Source organism: Bacillus cereus group sp. Bce019 (assembly GCF_051781745.1).
Classification (GTDB): Bacteria; Bacillota; Bacilli; order Bacillales; family Bacillaceae_G; genus Bacillus_A; species Bacillus_A cereus.
Map to the genome: position 1 here is coordinate 45,660 of NZ_JBPWJX010000025.1, position 15,622 is coordinate 61,281.

A 15,622-nucleotide genomic window follows, 5' to 3' on the forward strand; every position below is an offset into this window, starting at 1 on the left:
TCCTATTTCCCTGATAAGATTTCTTGCTCCATCATATTTATAATGCTGAATATTTCGTCTTTTTTAGTTTTTAAGGCTGCCTTATTTACAATCATCCGAGCCGATATAAAGTACATTTCCTCAAATACAATGAGTCCATTCTCTTGTAATGTTTTTCCTGTTTCAACAATATCTACAATCGCATCTGCCAATCCAAGAAGAGGAGCGATTTCTACAGAACCTTCTATCTTAATAATTTCTACATCCTCTCCCTTATCATGAAAATAAGTAGAAGTAATATGGGGGTATTTCGTAGCGATTCTTTTCTTCCGGTAACTCTTCGGATTATACGTAGGAATAGAAGCAACACAAAACTTACAAATCCCCACTCCTAAATCCAGCATTTCATAAATATCTTTCTCGTTTTCCATTAAAATATCTTTTCCAACGATGCCAATATCAGCTACCCCATGTTCTACATAAGTAGCAACATCAACCGCTTTTACTAAAATAAATGAAACATTTGTATTTTTACTTTGAAATACAAGCTTCCGACCTTTATTTTTGAGCTCGGAACAATCAATTCCAATCTGCTCAAAAAGTGGAATGACATGTTTTTCTAATCTTCCTTTCGTTAACGCAATTTGAATGTTACGCATGAAGCCTCTCCTTCTTTCTGGACTACCCATTTCTCATTCCATACATATTCCACTAAGTATTCATTCTTTGCCTCAACGACCGTTCCTATTTTATTTTTTCTTGCAAATTGAAAGGTATCGCTTAAATTAGAGAATAGAGATAACCAAGCATTTTTCCCATCCTTTCGAAGTAAATTTCGTAACCTTTCTGCTTCCGCTAATCTATTTAACTCATAATGAATCACAATATCAATTTGATTTCGTTCATATGGTTCTTGCTGCTCTTGCAGCGCCTTCACAATTTGATTTACTTGTACCGCGAGTCCAACAGCTGGCAACATTTCTCCAAAATTCCCAATTAGCTCATCGTATCTTCCGCCACTAACGATTTCTTCTCCAATTTCATATATATATCCTTTGAAAATAACACCCGTATAGTAATCTAAGTGTTGAATCATGCCCAAATCAATTGATATGTAAGAACCATATCCTAACGTTTCAATTGTTTCATACATTTCTTTTACTCTTGCAATTGCCATTTTCATTTCATTACTTGAAGCAAGCTTTTCTGCTTCCTCAATAACTTCTAAATTTCCAAATAGCCTTGGCAATTTCTCAAGTAATCTTACTGTCTCATCGCATCGATCTAATTTCTTTTCTCCGATAAAATTTGAGAGGGCTGCATAATTTTTACTTTCTATATACGTTCTAAGTACCCTTTCTTCTTCATCCTGGATGGAGAGTTTTTTTACAATACATTTATATAACTGTACTTGCCCAATCTCAATTGTAAAAGATTGCACCTTCAACTTTTGAAGTGCTTGAATGACACTTATTACACATTCAATTTCAGCTCTTACATTATCAATCCCGATAACTTCAATACCACTTTGTACGATTTCATTATATTTTCCAGAATGGGATTCATTCGCTCGAAATACATTCCCGCTATACGTCACTTTAAGTGGCGTATCCCATCTCTGTGTTCCAATAACTCTCGCTAAAGGAATTGTCATATCTGGACGTAAAACGATAATCCTTCCCTTTTCATCAAAAAATTTATACATCTTCTCTTCATCTATCGGTCTATTTTGAAATGCAAAAACATCATAAAATTCAATTGTAGGTGTTCTTATTTCCTCATAACCTCTCTCTAAAAAAGTAAGCCTTAATTTTTGTTCTACTTCTTCAATTAACGTACATTCTTCGAATAAATAATCTCTCGTTCCATTCGGGTTTGCTCGTTTCCATTTTGTCATCTAAATTTTCACACCTTTCCCCTTCTAATGTATGCCTATTTCATTCCCCTAAGCCGAAAATAAAAAGAGCCTTGTAGACAAAATACCTACAAGGCTCTTCAGTAGAGTGTAGGTACAACGGGAATAACCCTTGTACCTACACGTTTTCACGCTAGGTTCAAGGGTTTCATGTATGATGATGTAGTTGTGTAAGCATTGTAATAGATTGCACGATATTCATAATACTTACTCCCTTTCTCCTCTGATTTTCACATAGTATATAACAGTTAATTTTGAATGTAAATACATTTTTAATATTCCGTCATTTTTTTAATGTAAAGCCACTTTTCTTTCATACTCTTTTATTTCTTGTTCATATTGCATTGTAATACTAATTTCATCTAAACCATTTAATAACTTCTCTTTCCACATTTTCTCGATCGTAAAATGGAATCTATGCGTATTCGTTGTCATTATTTCATTTTCTAAATCAACTGTAATTTGTTCCCTCGCATCTGTTTTAGCAAGTTGTTCACGCATATCTTTATCCATTACAATCGGTAACATGCCATTCTTCATACAATTCATATAAAAGATATCGGCAAATCCTCCAGCGATAATAACGCGGAAACCATAATCAGCAAGTGCCCATGGAGCATGTTCTCTTGACGAGCCACATCCAAAATTATCACCTGTGATTAATATGCTGGCTCCTTTTCTTTCTTGTGCATTAAGCGGGAAATTAGGGTTTTCTTGGCGATTATTATCATATCGCCACTCATCAAATAAAAACTTCCCAAACCCAGTTCTTTCAATTCTCTTTAAATATTGCTTCGGAATAATTTGATCTGTATCAATGTTATCATTCATCAGTACTGCGGCAGTACCTTTATGAATACGAAATGGCTCCATCATAACTCTCCTTTCTAATATCAACAAAATGACCATATAACGCAGCCGCTGCCGCCATTGCCGGGCTAACTAAATGCGTTCGTGCTCCCTTTCCTTGTCTTCCTTCAAAATTGCGATTGGACGTAGAGGCACAATGTTCTCCTTCAGGCACTTGATCTGGATTCATACCTAGACACATTGAGCATCCGGGCTCTCTCCATTCAAATCCAGCTTCTTCAAATATGCGATGTAATCCTTTATGCATCGCTGCTTCTCTTACCCTTTGAGATCCAGGTACAACAAGTGCTCGCACACCTTCTTTTACTTTTTTACCTTTCACGACAGATGCAGCAATTTCTAAGTCAGAAAGCCTGGAATTTGTACAAGATCCAATGAAAACATGTTGAACTGGAATGTCATACGTACTTTGTCCGGGACTCAATCCCATATAAGAAAACGCTCTTTCGTCATTTGCATCATGCTTTTCTGGCAATTTCTCATCAATCCGAACACCCATACTAGGATTTGTTCCCCACGTAACGTACGGCGCTAAATCTGTAACATCTACTAGAATATGTAAATCATAAATTGCATCTAAATCTGTATAAAGTTCTGACCATTTTTCCTTAATAGATTCATAGTCTTTCGGCGCATATTTACGCCCTTTTACGTAAGCAACCGTTTTTTCATCTGGTGCAATAATACCAGCCTTTGCTCCCCCTTCAATTGCCATATTGCAAAGCGTCATCCTCTCTTCCATATCCATAGCATGAATGGCCTCTCCGTAAAATTCCATTACGTAACCTGTTCCAACTGCTACTCCGTACTTTGAAAGAAGGTGTAAAATAATATCTTTCGCATAGACACCTTGCGGTAACTTTCCTTTTAACTCAATGCCCATCGCTTTCGGCTTTCGTTGCCATAACGTTTGCGTTGCCAATACATGTTCCACTTCACTCGTACCAATACCAAACGCTAGTGCGCCAAAAGCACCGTGTGTTGCTGTATGACTATCACCACAAACAATCGTTTTTCCTGGCTGTGTGAGTCCAAGTTCTGGTCCTATTACATGAACGATCCCTTGCTCTTCATCTCCGATATCCGCTAATGGCACCTGAAATTGTTTACAGTTTTGCCGAAGTGTATCTAATTGCTGCTTCGCAATGCGGTCGGTAATATTCCAAACATCTTTCGTTGGAATATTATGATCCATCGTTGCAAATGTTAAATCTGGTCTGCGGACTGTTCGATTTGTAAGCCGCAAGCCTTCAAAGGCTTGCGGTGACGTTACTTCATGAACAAGATGTAGATCGATATATAATAAATCCAATCCATTTTCATTAGTCGCAACTACATGTCTTTCCCAAAGCTTATCTAGTAACCTTTTTCCCATTATCTTCCTCTCCCTACTAACGCTTGCTCTTCCATTTCTTGAATAACTGCCTTTGTAAATGAAGTTGTCGTTTCAGTCCCCCCGATATCTGCTGTACATTTCCCTGATTTAAGGACTGCAGAAACTGCTTCTTCAATTGCATATCCTTCTCTCGTTAATCCGAAAGATTGCCCAAGCATCATTGCAACAGAACGCATCATCGCAATTGGATTCGCCTTATTTTTCCCCGCAATATCCGGTGCTGATCCGTGAATAGGCTCATATAATGAAGGTCCCTTTTCAGCGTGACTTGCTGATGGAAGCATTCCTAATGATCCAGCTAATACTGAAGCCTCATCACTTAAAATATCACCAAATAAATTTTCCGTTACAATAACGTCAAATCTTCCTGGATTCCGAATTAATTCCATAGCTGCTGCATCTACTAAAATGTGTTCTACTTCCACATTTGGGTAGCGAAGTGCTACTTCTTCTGTCACAGTTCTCCATAATTTACTAGACTCTAAAACATTCGCTTTATCAATAGATGTTACTTTTTTCTTCCGCTTATTTGCTAATTGAAAAGCATACGAAACGATACGTTCAATTTCATGGCGATGATACGTAAGTGTATCTGTCGCCACTTCTTCCGTTCGCTCTTTCGGATAAGAAAAATAAATTCCGCCTGTTAATTCACGAACGACAACGAAATCAATTTCATCAGCGTTTTTTAATGGTGATAAATGTGCAGTTGCACTTTCTACCGTTACAGGGCGAACATTCGCAAATACACCGAGTCCTTTTCTTAATGCTAATAATCCTTTCTCAGGCCTTTCTTTCGCACTATCCCACCTTGGTCCACCTACTGCTCCAAGTAAAACCGCATCACTCGCTAAACAGGCGGCAAGTGTTCGCTGTGGTAATGGTTGCCCAGTTAAATCGATAGCAATACCACCAAAGTACTCATCTTGCAAATGAAAATGATGTCCATATAGCCTTTCTACCATATGCAATACTTCCTTCGCACTCTCCATTACTTCTGGACCGACACCATCACCAGCTAAACAAACGATACGTTTTTCCATTTTTAACACTCCTTTTAACTGAATTTTCAGAACTTTAATTTGATAGGTGAGGAAAGCTTCTCTCACCTATCAATTATTTATTTCACAAGCGCTATAAGAGATTTTAATTTCCCTGCTGCATGGACATAAGCCCTCGCCGACGCTTCCAATACGTCTTGCGCAACTCCGAAACCTGATATTTGGTGACTACCTTCTTTTAATTCAACATGAACGTGAGCAAGTGCATCTTGACCTTGTGTAATAGATTGTATGCGATAATCTGCCAATTCACATTCTAATCCTAAAATTCTTTGAATCGCATTGTATATCGCTTCAATACTACCAGAACCAGTGGCTGCATCTTCATATACATTTCCTTCCTCATCCTTCAGCACAACTGTTGCGCATTGTGTACTGTTTGATACGAAATGCACTTGTAATTGCGTAATGTTATATTGCTGGGCTGCAAATGCTGCTTCACCAAGCATAATTGCGCGTAAATCTTCCTCAGTAATTTCCTTTTTACGATCCGCCAATTTTTTAAATGCTTCGAATGCCGCATCTCGCTCTTCATTTGTAAATTCATAACCAAGCTCTTTCATTTTTTCCGTAAACGCATGACGGCCAGAATGTTTCCCAAGTACAAAGAGATTTTGAGATTCTCCTATAAGCGCTGGTTCGATAATTTCATAAGTTGTTACTTCTTTTAAAACCCCATCTTGGTGGATGCCTGATTCATGAGCAAATGCATTCGCTCCAACGATTGCTTTATTTTTCGGTACAACCATACCCGTTAACCTGCTTACTAATGTACTCGTCGCCTTAATTTCTTTTAAAGTCATCGAAGGTTCTGCTTTATAAAAATCTTTTCTAATATGAAGAGCTACTGCAACTTCTTCTAACGCTGCATTCCCTGCTCTTTCTCCAATGCCATTAATCGTTCCTTCTACTTGCACTGCTCCCCCTTCAACCGCAGCTAACGAATTTGCTACTGCCATACCAAGATCATCGTGACAATGACAAGAAAAAATCGCTTTTTCATATGATGGAACGGATTCTTGTAAGTATTTAAAAAGAGAATAATACTCTTCCGGATTTGTATATCCAACTGTATCCGGAATATTAATTACATTCGCTCCTGCTCGAATCGCAATTTCTACTGCTTCAGCTAAAAATGCTCTCGATGTTCTTGTCGCATCTTCTGCAGAAAATTGTACTGTCGGAAATAATGATTTTCCGAGCGTAACCGAGCGATGAATACTATTTAACACATCTTCTTTTGACATACAAAGTTTATATTTCATATGAATATCACTCGTAGCTAGAAATACGTGTAGACGAGGAGATACAGCGCCTTTCACAGCTTCATATGCTCTTCGAATGTCACTTTCTTTCGCTCTAGCTAAACTCATAACCGTAGCGTTTTGAATTGTATTCGCAATACGTTTTACCGATTGGAAGTCGCCTTCGGAAGCTGCCGCGAATCCAGCTTCCATTACATGAATACCAAGCCTCTCTAATTGCCTAGCAATTTGTAATTTCTCTTGTTCATTTAAATTTACTCCTGGTGATTGTTCGCCATCACGAAGCGTTGTATCCATGAACAAAACCTGCTTCATATTATTTAACCCCTACCTTTACTCGCGGCTGTACGAAAGGCATCATTTCACGTAATTTACGTCCAACTACTTCGATTTCATGTTTATTCTCTTTCTCATTTGTCGCATGGAAATTTGGTCTTCCTGCTTTATGTTCTGCAATCCATCCTCTTGCAAATGTACCATCTTGAATTTCTGCTAATACTGCCCCCATCGCTTTCTTCGTATCTTCAGTAACAACGCGTGGTCCTGATACGAAGTCTCCCCACTGCGCTGTATCTGAAACTGAATATCTCATATTTTCAAGTCCACCTTCGTACATAAGGTCAACGATTAGCTTCAGTTCATGTAAACATTCAAAATATGCAAGTTCAGGCTGATATCCCGCATCAACTAACGTTTCAAATCCCGCTTTTACAAGTGCAGTCACTCCGCCGCAGAGTACAGCTTGCTCTCCAAATAAATCTGTTTCTGTTTCTTCTTTAAACGTCGTTTCTAGTACACCAGCTCTCGTTGCTCCAATTCCGTCAGCATAAGAAAGTGCTTTTTCAGTCGCAACTCCTGTTGCATCTTGATATACTGCAAATAATGCAGGAACAGCCCCGCCCTCGGCGAACGTACGGCGTACGAGATGCCCTGGTCCTTTTGGCGCTACTAGAAATACATCTACATTAGCTGGTGGTTTTACTTGACCAAAGTGAACATTAAATCCATGTGCGAACACGAGAGAGTTTCCAGCCTGTAAATTTGGTGCAATTTCAGCTTCATATACTTCTGGTTGTAATTCATCAGGCAGTAGAATCATTACTACATCAGCTTTTTCCGCAGCTTCTGCTACTGTATATACAGAAAACCCATCTTCATTCGCTTTATCCCAAGACTTACCTTTTCTTAAACCTACTACTACATCAAATCCGTTATCACGTAAATTTTGCGCATGCGCATGACCTTGCGAGCCATATCCGATGATTGCTACTTTCTTTTCCTTTAATACATTTACTGTTACATCTTTCTCATAATAAACTTTTGCCATTTTCATTTCCCCCTATATTTAAATGATTATTGAATTAACATAACTTGCTTATCTTGTTTTTTCATACTACGTGTAAATGCTGTTACACCTGTTCTAGCAATTTCTTTCAAACCGTATGGACGAAGTAATTCAATTAACGCTTCTACTTTGTCTTGCGTACCTGTTACTTGCACAACTATGGAATCCTTCCCAACATCTATTACAGCGGCTCGAAACGGTTCAATTAAACTATATAATTCTGCCCTCGCTACAGAAGTTGCTACTTTAATAAGAGCAAGCTCTCTAGCAATCATCGCTTCTTCTGTAATATCTGATACTTTCAGAACATCAATTTGCTTATGCAGTTGTTTAATTAACTGCTCCACTTGCTGTTCACTTTCAACGTGTACAACAATCGTCATTCGCGATATATCTGATGATTCTGTATGACCTACTGAAATACTTTCAATATTAAAATGTCTTCGTGTCATAACCCCTGTAATTCGGTTTAACACACCACTTTGATTTCGAACTGTCGCTGTAACAATTCTCTTCACCCTTTTTCCACTCCCTCCATTTGGTGAACACCTTTTCCTGGCGCAACCATCGGCATAACCTTCTCTGATTGAAGTACACGACAATCAATTACGACTGGCTCTTGTAATTCGATCGCATGCTGGATTTGCTTCTTTGCAAGAAGTGGATCGTCAATACGAACACCTTTTATGCCATATGCATTTGCAAGAGCGACGAAATCTGGTTGGCATGGTAATAAAGAATGTGAATATCTTTGATTGTAAAATTCATCTTGCCATTGTCTTACCATTCCTAAAGCTTCATTATTTAAAATAAATACTTTAACGGGTAAAGCGTGTTCTTTTAATACACTTAATTCTTGCAGAGTCATTTGAAACCCAGCATCACCAACAATTGCAATAACTAATTCTTCAGGCTTTGCAATTTGCGCACCGATTGCTGCTGGAAATCCGAATCCCATCGTTCCTAATCCACCAGAAGTTACCCATTTATCTGGATTTTTCAGTGGATAATATTGCGCTGCCCACATTTGGTGTTGCCCAACGTCTGTTGTTACAATCGCTTCTCCCTTCGTAATTTCATATAGCATATCAATCGCATATTGAGGTTTAATACTTTCAGAATTTCTTTTATAAGAGAATGGATATTTTTCTTTTCTATTCTTTAATAAAAAGAGCCATTCATGATGGTTTTCTTTCTTTCCTTCTGATTGAAGCAATACTTCTAACGCCTGCTTAGCACTTGCAACAATAGGAATCTCTGTTGGCACATTTTTCCCGATTTCTGCTGGATCAATATCGATATGTGCAACAGTCGCCCCTTTAGCAAAAAAAGCTAAATTTCCAGTAAGACGATCATCAAATCTCGCGCCTATATTAATGAGTAAGTCGCATTCATATAATGCCATATTGGCTGTATAAGAACCGTGCATTCCCCCCATCCCTAGAAATAGTTCATCATCTGGTGGAAAACCACCAAGTCCAAGTAATGTATGCACAACAGGGATTTCATATTTACGAGCAAAACTTGTCAATTCTTTCGAAGCTTTCGCATGCAATATACCCGCTCCAGCTAAAATTAACGGTTTTTTTGCGGTTTCAATTACTTTGAGTAATTTGTTTATTTGAAGTAGATTCGGTTCATAATTAGGGTTATATCCTGGTAAATCCATTTGTACATTGCTACATCGCTCACCTTTCTCGACTACCATATCTTTCGGAAGGTCAATAACGACTGGTCCTGGTCTTCCTGTTTTAGCAATATGAAATGCTTCTTTAATAATTCGAGGTAAATCTGAGGCCTTTCGCACTTGATAGTTATGTTTTGTCACTGGCATCGTAAGTCCCATAATATCTGCCTCTTGAAAAGCATCGCTCCCAATTAACGTTGTTGCTACTTGGCCTGTAAATACTACAAGTGGCAATGAATCAATCATCGCATCAGCTAGACCCGTAATTACATTTGTAGCACCTGGTCCACTCGTTGCAATTACAACCCCTGGATTCCCTGTAATTCTGGCATACCCCTCAGCAGCGTGAATTGCCCCTTGCTCATGCCTTGTTAAAATATGCGGAATTTCACAATCATACAATGCATCATAGAGAGGTAAAACGGCACCACCCGGATAACCGAAAATCACTTCTACGCCTTCCTTTTCTAGCGCTTCTAACAATAGCTGTGCACCAGTTGCCAGTTTCTCTTTCGTTTTTGAAGACATTGTTCTTATAAGCCCCCTTTTTCAAACTTTTATACAATAAAAAAATCCTACGTCCACACTCCAGCTATGTGCTGAAGGGACGAAAGATTTCGCGGTACCACCCTTCTTTGCAAGAATACTCTTGCCTCAGTGATCCATAAATGGATCTAGCTAATAACGGAGCTACCGTCTAAGCCTAGACAAATGCTTTAGCTTAGCACTCAAGGGCGATGTTCGTCGACGTGAACCATCGGTTTTCAGCAACCACCGACTCTCTGTGAGGCTTCACAATCAACTACTCCTCCCTATCAACGCTTTCTTATGTTAAAAAAGTTGTTATCCAACTTTATTTTCTTCGTAAATTTTCTCTCCATCTTCTACAACTAACTTACGAAACTCTTCTAATAAACGGTTCGTATGTGGACCTGTTTGCCCTAAGCCAATCGTCCTACCATCTACTGTCGTAACAGCAATCACTTCAGCAGCTGTTCCTGTTAAAAACACTTCATCAGCTACATATACATCATGTCTTGTAAATAACTCTTCTCTTACGTCATACCCAAGTTTTTCGCCGATTTCTAAAATGGCGTTTCGTGTAATACCTTCTAACGCTCCAGCAGAACTTGGTGGTGTAATTAATTTATTTCCTTTAACAATAAACACGTTATCTCCTGATCCTTCAGCTACATATCCTTGATCATTTAACATAAGCGCTTCTTGTACTCCAGCTAATTTCGCTTCAATACGAACTAAAATATTATTTAAGTAATTTAAAGATTTTACTTGAGGGGATAAAACATCGGGACGATTTCGGCGCGTTGCAACTGTTACAACTGGAATCCCTTTCTCATAATATTCTTGTGGGAATAAAGATAATTGTTCTGCAATTACTACTACATTCGGCTTCTTACATGAATCGGGATCCAATCCAAGATTTCCTGCTCCTCTTGATACAACAAGGCGAATGTATCCATTAGATAATTTATTTTGTCGAATCGTCTCAACAACAATATTTGTTACTTCATCTAATGAATATGGAATTTCTAAAAGGATTGATTTTGCTGATTCATACAACCGGACAAGATGCTCTCTCAAACGGAAAACATTACCGCTATAAACTCTAATTCCTTCAAACACTCCATCGCCATATAAATAGCCATGATCATATACTGAAACTTTTGCCTCAGCTTTTGGAACAAATTCTCCATTTAAGAAAATCCATTGCTCATTCACTAGAAGCGCCTCCTATGTTCTATGAATTTTTTATTGTTTCCTAGTTTACTCTCCTTTCTAAATAAATCAAGTGAATTTTTAGAAAATTTATAATTTTTAATCATACGTACTTCTTTACTTATACTGATTTAACAACATTGTTAACGTTTACAAAAAGTCAAAAAATTTTTTTCGCCAATTTCCACTAAAAAAATATTTGTTTAAAAGAAGGATTTTCATCAATTGATACGAATCTATTGTATTCAATAAACGGACGTCCGATTTTATAAATCCGGGAATATATAACGACTTTTGCTGAAAAAGGGGGAAAATAACAAAAATAGCGCTGTCTAAAAATAACATTCATATTTTTCATTTCATAATCATAATCCTATTTTTAAAAAACAATTTGTCAAAATAAAGGAGGAAATAAATATGGCGTGTGTACAAATTAAAGGAACGAGACAAGAGGTAGTAGAAATGCTGCAATTATTTGATCTAATGGATACGAAAGGTTTTTGTAAATTCGATAATTACGTAGAGGTAGAACCAAATACGAAAGAACATAATCATTTTATTGCTTCAATCGACATCCATTCAAATACTTCTTCAGCACAAGATACATTAAACGATCAATTCGTTAGTCAAATGCTTACTGGCGTATATAACGACTAAACAAAGATTTACTTCCTACCGTCTTTTCATAAATATATGCAGTAAACTTGAGCATACTAGCAATTAGATGGTAGGAGGTGAGAATTATGGCTAGAATTGGCGTTGAAAACTCATTAACAGACGTTCAACAAGCTCTTCAGCAACAAGGTCATGAAGTTGTTACACTTAACTCAGAACAGGATGCACAAGGGTGTGATTGTTGCGTTGTAACTGGGCAGGATTCTAATATGATGGGCATTGCAGATACATCAATTAAAGGATCAGTCATTACAGCTCACGGTTTAACAACGGATGAAATTTGTCAACAAGTTGAAATTCGCACTTAAAAAATGAAAGAGGACTCCTTTTAAAAGGAGTCCTCTTTTTTATATTCACCTAACGGGAAAGTAACATATACTGGATGAAAGCCCTACCTCTCTCTCATCATTACGGTTCCACTGACCGCTCCTTGATTCACTAGTATACATATATAGCTCACAAATACAATTTATAGGGTTTGTTCACAAAAGTTGTTGATAAAATTACCCGATCTTTCGCAAACTTTTCGTATTGCATTCATAAGAGATATTTACTTTACACTAGCTGTAACCGAGACACGAATTAAAATTATAACACCAATACAATAACTTGTCAACTTTTTTCCGCAAATTAAAAACAGACATTAACCGTTTGTCTGTTTTAGAATGGAGCTTTTTCTTTTATTACATATACAACAAAGCCGCTTACTAACATAAATAAGCCAACTACTAAGTTTTTAATATTAATCATAAATTCCTCTCCCTTATTCTACACATCATATATATTTACATTTCAATTATTCCGATCATCCTAAAGCGCACTTTTTCTAATATATCATAATTCCTAAAAAATGCAAGTTCACTTTTGGCGACCATTTACAAATTTATCTACAGTGCTTGGTACAGTATTTAAAGCCTTTTCAATTAAATGTGTACTGCTGTTGAGATGTAATACTTGCACCCCATTAGAACCAACTACTAAAAAAGCTACTGGACTAATGGAAACCCCAGCCCCGCTTCCTCCTCCAAATGGATGCCCTTGTTTGTTCTCTTTAAGCTGATTTTGCCCACCGTTATGTTTTTCAGTAATGAAATCCCCTTTAAAATCACTTCCACCAGCTCCAAAACCAAAAGCCACTTGAGATACTGTTAATACTACATTTCCGTCAGCTGTTGAAACCGGGCTCCCAACAATTGTATTTACATCTACCATTTCTTTTAAATTTGTCATTGCCGTTTTCATTAAATTTTCAATTGGATGTTCCATTATGTATTGCACCCTTTCCTCATTATTCCTTTTTATATTTTCCAAAATAGAGGAAGTCATACTAACTTTTCCTATTTCAAGAAAACATTTTCCTCCTTTTAAAAGATACTACTCCCTGTACATGCTCCGGTATAGTGAAACTTTAATCAGTGGGATGTGTACGTAGCTCGACTCCCACAAATAGCGGGATAAAAAAGAAAAAGAGATACATACTACTATTGAACCTTGTTATGAAAGGAGTCATGACTTTGACTGAGAAATTTGATGATTATAAAAGAAAAGATAGAATAGATAGTGATTATAGTGACTATAAAGAAGAGTACGCCGCTGAGGTTGCACCACAACGCATTGATTATGATTACGATGATAAAGACGATAAAGATGTTGTAAAATCGTCTGCTGCTGGATCAACTGCTGGTTTTATCGCTCTTGCGCTATCTATCTTATCGCTATTTACATTCCCAACACTATTTGGTCTTGTTTCTGTTTTACTCGGTATTTACGCTTATAATCGCGGAGCTACTGTAACTGGCGGTATCGCTGCAGTTGTCGGTGGAATTGCTGCACTTATCGCAATTTTATTCCGAGTAGCACTTATTGGTCTATTGTTCTCCCTGTTCTAAAAAAGAAAAAGGTATCTCGCTTAACGCGGGATACCTTACCCTGTAAACACATCTTCCGATGGATATTTTATTTTTTGTTTTGCTGGTCGCGCTAAAGAGAACACAAGTGTTAATGGTCCAATTAATCCGCAGAACATAACAAACATAATAATACATTTTCCGAATGCCGATAGCTTTGCAGTAATTCCCATCGTTAATCCGACTGTGCCAAACGCTGATATTGTCTCAAATAATAATTGAATAAAGCTGAAGTTTTCTGTAAGCATTAATATGAATACCGCTGCTAAAATAAGTATTTGACTGGCAACAGCAATCGCTAAGGCCCTCGTTACTGTCGACATTTTAATTGTACGCTGAAATAAAACAATTTCCTCCTTTTTTCTAAAGAAAGAAAGGACAGATGTAATTAAGATAACAAACGTCGTTAATTTAATTCCTCCACCTGTCGATACACTTCCTGCACCAATAAACATCAAAATCATCGTAAATAATATAGATGATTCTTCCATACCTCCATAGTCAACCGTATTAAATCCAGCTGTCCGCGGAGTAATACCTTGAAAGAAGGAAGCCCATAGTTTTTCATTTAAAGATAAATTCCCTAACGTCTTCACATTATTATATTCCAATACAAAAATCACAATCATTGCTATAATATTTAGCACTACTGTTCCAATAATCATTATTTTTGAGTGAAGTGATAATTTTCGAAAACTGCGGCTATACCATATATCAATTAATACAGTAAAACCGAGTCCCCCAATTACAATTAAAGAGCAAATCCCAATATTAATAATGGGATCCCCTACATATCTTGTTAAATTATCTGGCCATAAAGCAAATCCTGCATTATTATAAGATGCAATTACATGAAAAATACTATAGTATAAACCTTTTCCAAAACCAAACTCTGGAATAAAGCGAAACGATAAAAAGATGCCCCCAATAAGTTCAATACAAATCGAAAATATAAAGACACGCTTTACTAATTTTACAAGACCACCTATATTTGTTTGATTAAATGCTTCTCCAATTAATAAACGATGGCGTAATCCGATTTTTTTACCTAGTACCCAAACAATTAAAATGGCAATTGTCATAAGGCCTAGACCACCTGTTTGAATTAAAAACATAATAACAATTTCGCCAAACATCGTAAATGTACTTGCTGTATCCACTACTCCCAAACCAGTTACGGTCGCTGCTGACGTTGCTGTAAAGAAAGCATCTACCCAACTAATATGTACTTTCGTTGCGAATGGTAATTTTAATAACAAACCGCCAACCACAATTAAGCAGAAAAAGCCTAATGCTAATATTTGTGGTGGGTTTAATCGTATAAGACGATTATACAGCCCTTGTTTTTTTGTTACGTCCATATCACTAACTCCCTTATTAAAGTGAAGCTTTCCCCTCATAAATAAAAAGCTTTTTAAAAGCCCTTAAATAATTGGGACAAACCTTATATTCTCATAATATAGTTGAGCATAATCCTTTTTTTCATAGATTACAACTTTTATTTATATTCAGATTCCTTTTCGTTTTATGCTGGAAAACTCTATACCCTAACTCAATATTGCTAGCAATAACAATTTCATATGTACTATTTTTCAAATCCCCATATCTTTCACTCTATGTTCACATAGAGGTCACATCCACCTTTTATAGTATATGTATCGAAGCTGTTCCTCCCTAATTTATAAGACATTCCCCAGTGTCTTTGAATAGCTTCCATCCCTAATTAAATTGACATAAATTGTCCCCTTCCTTGACCATCTTATATATGATGGTCTTATTTTTTTG

General features: G+C 37.0%; 16 protein-coding genes and 1 other annotated feature. Of the genes, 3 read left to right on the forward strand and 13 right to left on the reverse strand.

All coding sequences use genetic code 11. From position 1 onward, the window contains the following. Positions 1 to 2: 2 nt before the first annotated feature. From hisG to ilvE, 10 genes are all read right to left on the reverse strand, one after another. Positions 3 to 638: an ATP phosphoribosyltransferase gene (hisG, locus tag ACS2QP_RS24210; RefSeq protein ID WP_001244493.1), complete on the reverse strand. Its 636-nt coding sequence runs from the start codon at positions 636 to 638 to the stop codon at positions 3 to 5. Next, complete coding sequence (locus tag ACS2QP_RS24215; RefSeq protein ID WP_000170298.1) at positions 614 to 1,876, reverse strand: ATP phosphoribosyltransferase regulatory subunit; 1,263 nt, start codon at positions 1,874 to 1,876, stop codon at positions 614 to 616. The genes hisG and ACS2QP_RS24215 overlap by 25 nt, the downstream gene beginning before the upstream one ends. 309 nt (positions 1,877 to 2,185) lie before the next feature. Then, the gene (gene leuD / locus ACS2QP_RS24220; RefSeq protein WP_000433189.1) at positions 2,186 to 2,767 is read right to left on the reverse strand and encodes a 3-isopropylmalate dehydratase small subunit; all 582 of its coding nucleotides are present in this window, start codon (positions 2,765 to 2,767) and stop codon (positions 2,186 to 2,188) included. Next, a complete protein-coding gene (gene leuC / locus ACS2QP_RS24225; RefSeq protein WP_326263545.1) occupies positions 2,745 to 4,139 on the reverse strand; it encodes a 3-isopropylmalate dehydratase large subunit in 1,395 nt (464 codons plus the stop codon). The genes leuD and leuC overlap by 23 nt, the downstream gene beginning before the upstream one ends. Continuing rightward, positions 4,139 to 5,203, reverse strand: coding sequence for a 3-isopropylmalate dehydrogenase (gene leuB, locus ACS2QP_RS24230; protein ID WP_000415365.1), 1,065 nt, complete (start codon positions 5,201 to 5,203; stop codon positions 4,139 to 4,141). The genes leuC and leuB overlap by 1 nt, the downstream gene beginning before the upstream one ends. Positions 5,204 to 5,280: 77 nt before the next feature. Continuing rightward, positions 5,281 to 6,801 (reverse strand): 2-isopropylmalate synthase, encoded by a 1,521-nt coding sequence (gene leuA / locus ACS2QP_RS24235; RefSeq protein WP_438882947.1) that lies wholly within the window; start codon positions 6,799 to 6,801, stop codon positions 5,281 to 5,283. Position 6,802: 1 nt separating this feature from the next. Continuing rightward, positions 6,803 to 7,813: a ketol-acid reductoisomerase gene (gene ilvC / locus ACS2QP_RS24240; protein ID WP_063535959.1), complete on the reverse strand. Its 1,011-nt coding sequence runs from the start codon at positions 7,811 to 7,813 to the stop codon at positions 6,803 to 6,805. 26 nt (positions 7,814 to 7,839) lie between these two features. After that, a complete protein-coding gene (ilvN, locus tag ACS2QP_RS24245; RefSeq protein WP_000822952.1) occupies positions 7,840 to 8,349 on the reverse strand; it encodes an acetolactate synthase small subunit in 510 nt (169 codons plus the stop codon). Then, positions 8,346 to 10,046 (reverse strand): acetolactate synthase large subunit, encoded by a 1,701-nt coding sequence (ilvB, locus tag ACS2QP_RS24250; protein WP_332283707.1) that lies wholly within the window; start codon positions 10,044 to 10,046, stop codon positions 8,346 to 8,348. Before ilvB ends, ilvN begins: the two co-directional genes overlap by 4 nt. A 72-nt stretch (positions 10,047 to 10,118) precedes the next feature. Then, positions 10,119 to 10,346: a binding site (T-box leader), on the reverse strand. A gap of 15 nt (positions 10,347 to 10,361) precedes the next feature. Continuing rightward, positions 10,362 to 11,258: a branched-chain-amino-acid transaminase gene (ilvE, locus tag ACS2QP_RS24255; RefSeq protein ID WP_438882948.1), complete on the reverse strand. Its 897-nt coding sequence runs from the start codon at positions 11,256 to 11,258 to the stop codon at positions 10,362 to 10,364. Positions 11,259 to 11,672: 414 nt separating this feature from the next. On the opposite strand from ilvE, the gene ACS2QP_RS24260 reads away from it, so the two are divergent. Both ACS2QP_RS24260 and ACS2QP_RS24265 read left to right on the forward strand, forming a co-directional pair. Beyond that, entirely contained in the window at positions 11,673 to 11,912 is a 240-nt protein-coding gene (locus tag ACS2QP_RS24260) for a DUF3911 family protein (RefSeq protein ID WP_000752512.1), read from the forward strand. Positions 11,913 to 11,998: 86 nt separating this feature from the next. Continuing rightward, the gene (locus tag ACS2QP_RS24265; protein ID WP_153582514.1) at positions 11,999 to 12,238 is read left to right on the forward strand and encodes a YkuS family protein; all 240 of its coding nucleotides are present in this window, start codon (positions 11,999 to 12,001) and stop codon (positions 12,236 to 12,238) included. Between the two features lie 352 nt (positions 12,239 to 12,590). Here the strand turns inward: ACS2QP_RS24265 and ACS2QP_RS24270 are convergent, their stop codons facing one another. After that, complete coding sequence (locus ACS2QP_RS24270; RefSeq protein ID WP_000608227.1) at positions 12,591 to 12,680, reverse strand: hypothetical protein; 90 nt, start codon at positions 12,678 to 12,680, stop codon at positions 12,591 to 12,593. Between the two features lie 108 nt (positions 12,681 to 12,788). Continuing rightward, the gene (gene ytfJ / locus ACS2QP_RS24275; RefSeq protein WP_153582515.1) at positions 12,789 to 13,256 is read right to left on the reverse strand and encodes a GerW family sporulation protein; all 468 of its coding nucleotides are present in this window, start codon (positions 13,254 to 13,256) and stop codon (positions 12,789 to 12,791) included. 188 nt (positions 13,257 to 13,444) lie between these two features. Between ytfJ and ACS2QP_RS24280 the strand changes: the two genes are divergently transcribed. Then, positions 13,445 to 13,819: a hypothetical protein gene (locus ACS2QP_RS24280; RefSeq protein WP_000136541.1), complete on the forward strand. Its 375-nt coding sequence runs from the start codon at positions 13,445 to 13,447 to the stop codon at positions 13,817 to 13,819. A gap of 35 nt (positions 13,820 to 13,854) precedes the next feature. Here the strand turns inward: ACS2QP_RS24280 and ACS2QP_RS24285 are convergent, their stop codons facing one another. Further along, the gene (locus ACS2QP_RS24285; protein ID WP_431171770.1) at positions 13,855 to 15,198 is read right to left on the reverse strand and encodes a TrkH family potassium uptake protein; all 1,344 of its coding nucleotides are present in this window, start codon (positions 15,196 to 15,198) and stop codon (positions 13,855 to 13,857) included. Positions 15,199 to 15,622 lie beyond the last annotated feature (424 nt).

Bases quoted from the DNA above. Each gene is read 5' to 3' on its own strand.
- hisG (WP_001244493.1), bottom strand. From the start codon at position 638: ATGCGTAACATTCAAATTGCGTTAACGAAAGGAAGATTAGAAAAACAT.
- ACS2QP_RS24215 (WP_000170298.1), bottom strand. From the start codon at position 1,876: ATGACAAAATGGAAACGAGCAAACCCGAATGGAACGAGAGATTATTTA.
- leuD (WP_000433189.1), bottom strand. From the start codon at position 2,767: ATGGAGCCATTTCGTATTCATAAAGGTACTGCCGCAGTACTGATGAAT.
- leuC (WP_326263545.1), bottom strand. From the start codon at position 4,139: ATGGGAAAAAGGTTACTAGATAAGCTTTGGGAAAGACATGTAGTTGCG.
- leuB (WP_000415365.1), bottom strand. From the start codon at position 5,203: ATGGAAAAACGTATCGTTTGTTTAGCTGGTGATGGTGTCGGTCCAGAA.
- leuA (WP_438882947.1), bottom strand. From the start codon at position 6,801: ATGAAGCAGGTTTTGTTCATGGATACAACGCTTCGTGATGGCGAACAA.
- ilvC (WP_063535959.1), bottom strand. From the start codon at position 7,813: ATGGCAAAAGTTTATTATGAGAAAGATGTAACAGTAAATGTATTAAAG.
- ilvB (WP_332283707.1), bottom strand. From the start codon at position 10,046: ATGTCTTCAAAAACGAAAGAGAAACTGGCAACTGGTGCACAGCTATTG.
- ACS2QP_RS24260 (WP_000752512.1), top strand. From the start codon at position 11,673: ATGGCGTGTGTACAAATTAAAGGAACGAGACAAGAGGTAGTAGAAATG.
- ACS2QP_RS24265 (WP_153582514.1), top strand. From the start codon at position 11,999: ATGGCTAGAATTGGCGTTGAAAACTCATTAACAGACGTTCAACAAGCT.
- ACS2QP_RS24270 (WP_000608227.1), bottom strand. From the start codon at position 12,680: ATGATTAATATTAAAAACTTAGTAGTTGGCTTATTTATGTTAGTAAGC.
- ytfJ (WP_153582515.1), bottom strand. From the start codon at position 13,256: ATGACTTCCTCTATTTTGGAAAATATAAAAAGGAATAATGAGGAAAGG.
- ACS2QP_RS24285 (WP_431171770.1), bottom strand. From the start codon at position 15,198: ATGGACGTAACAAAAAAACAAGGGCTGTATAATCGTCTTATACGATTA.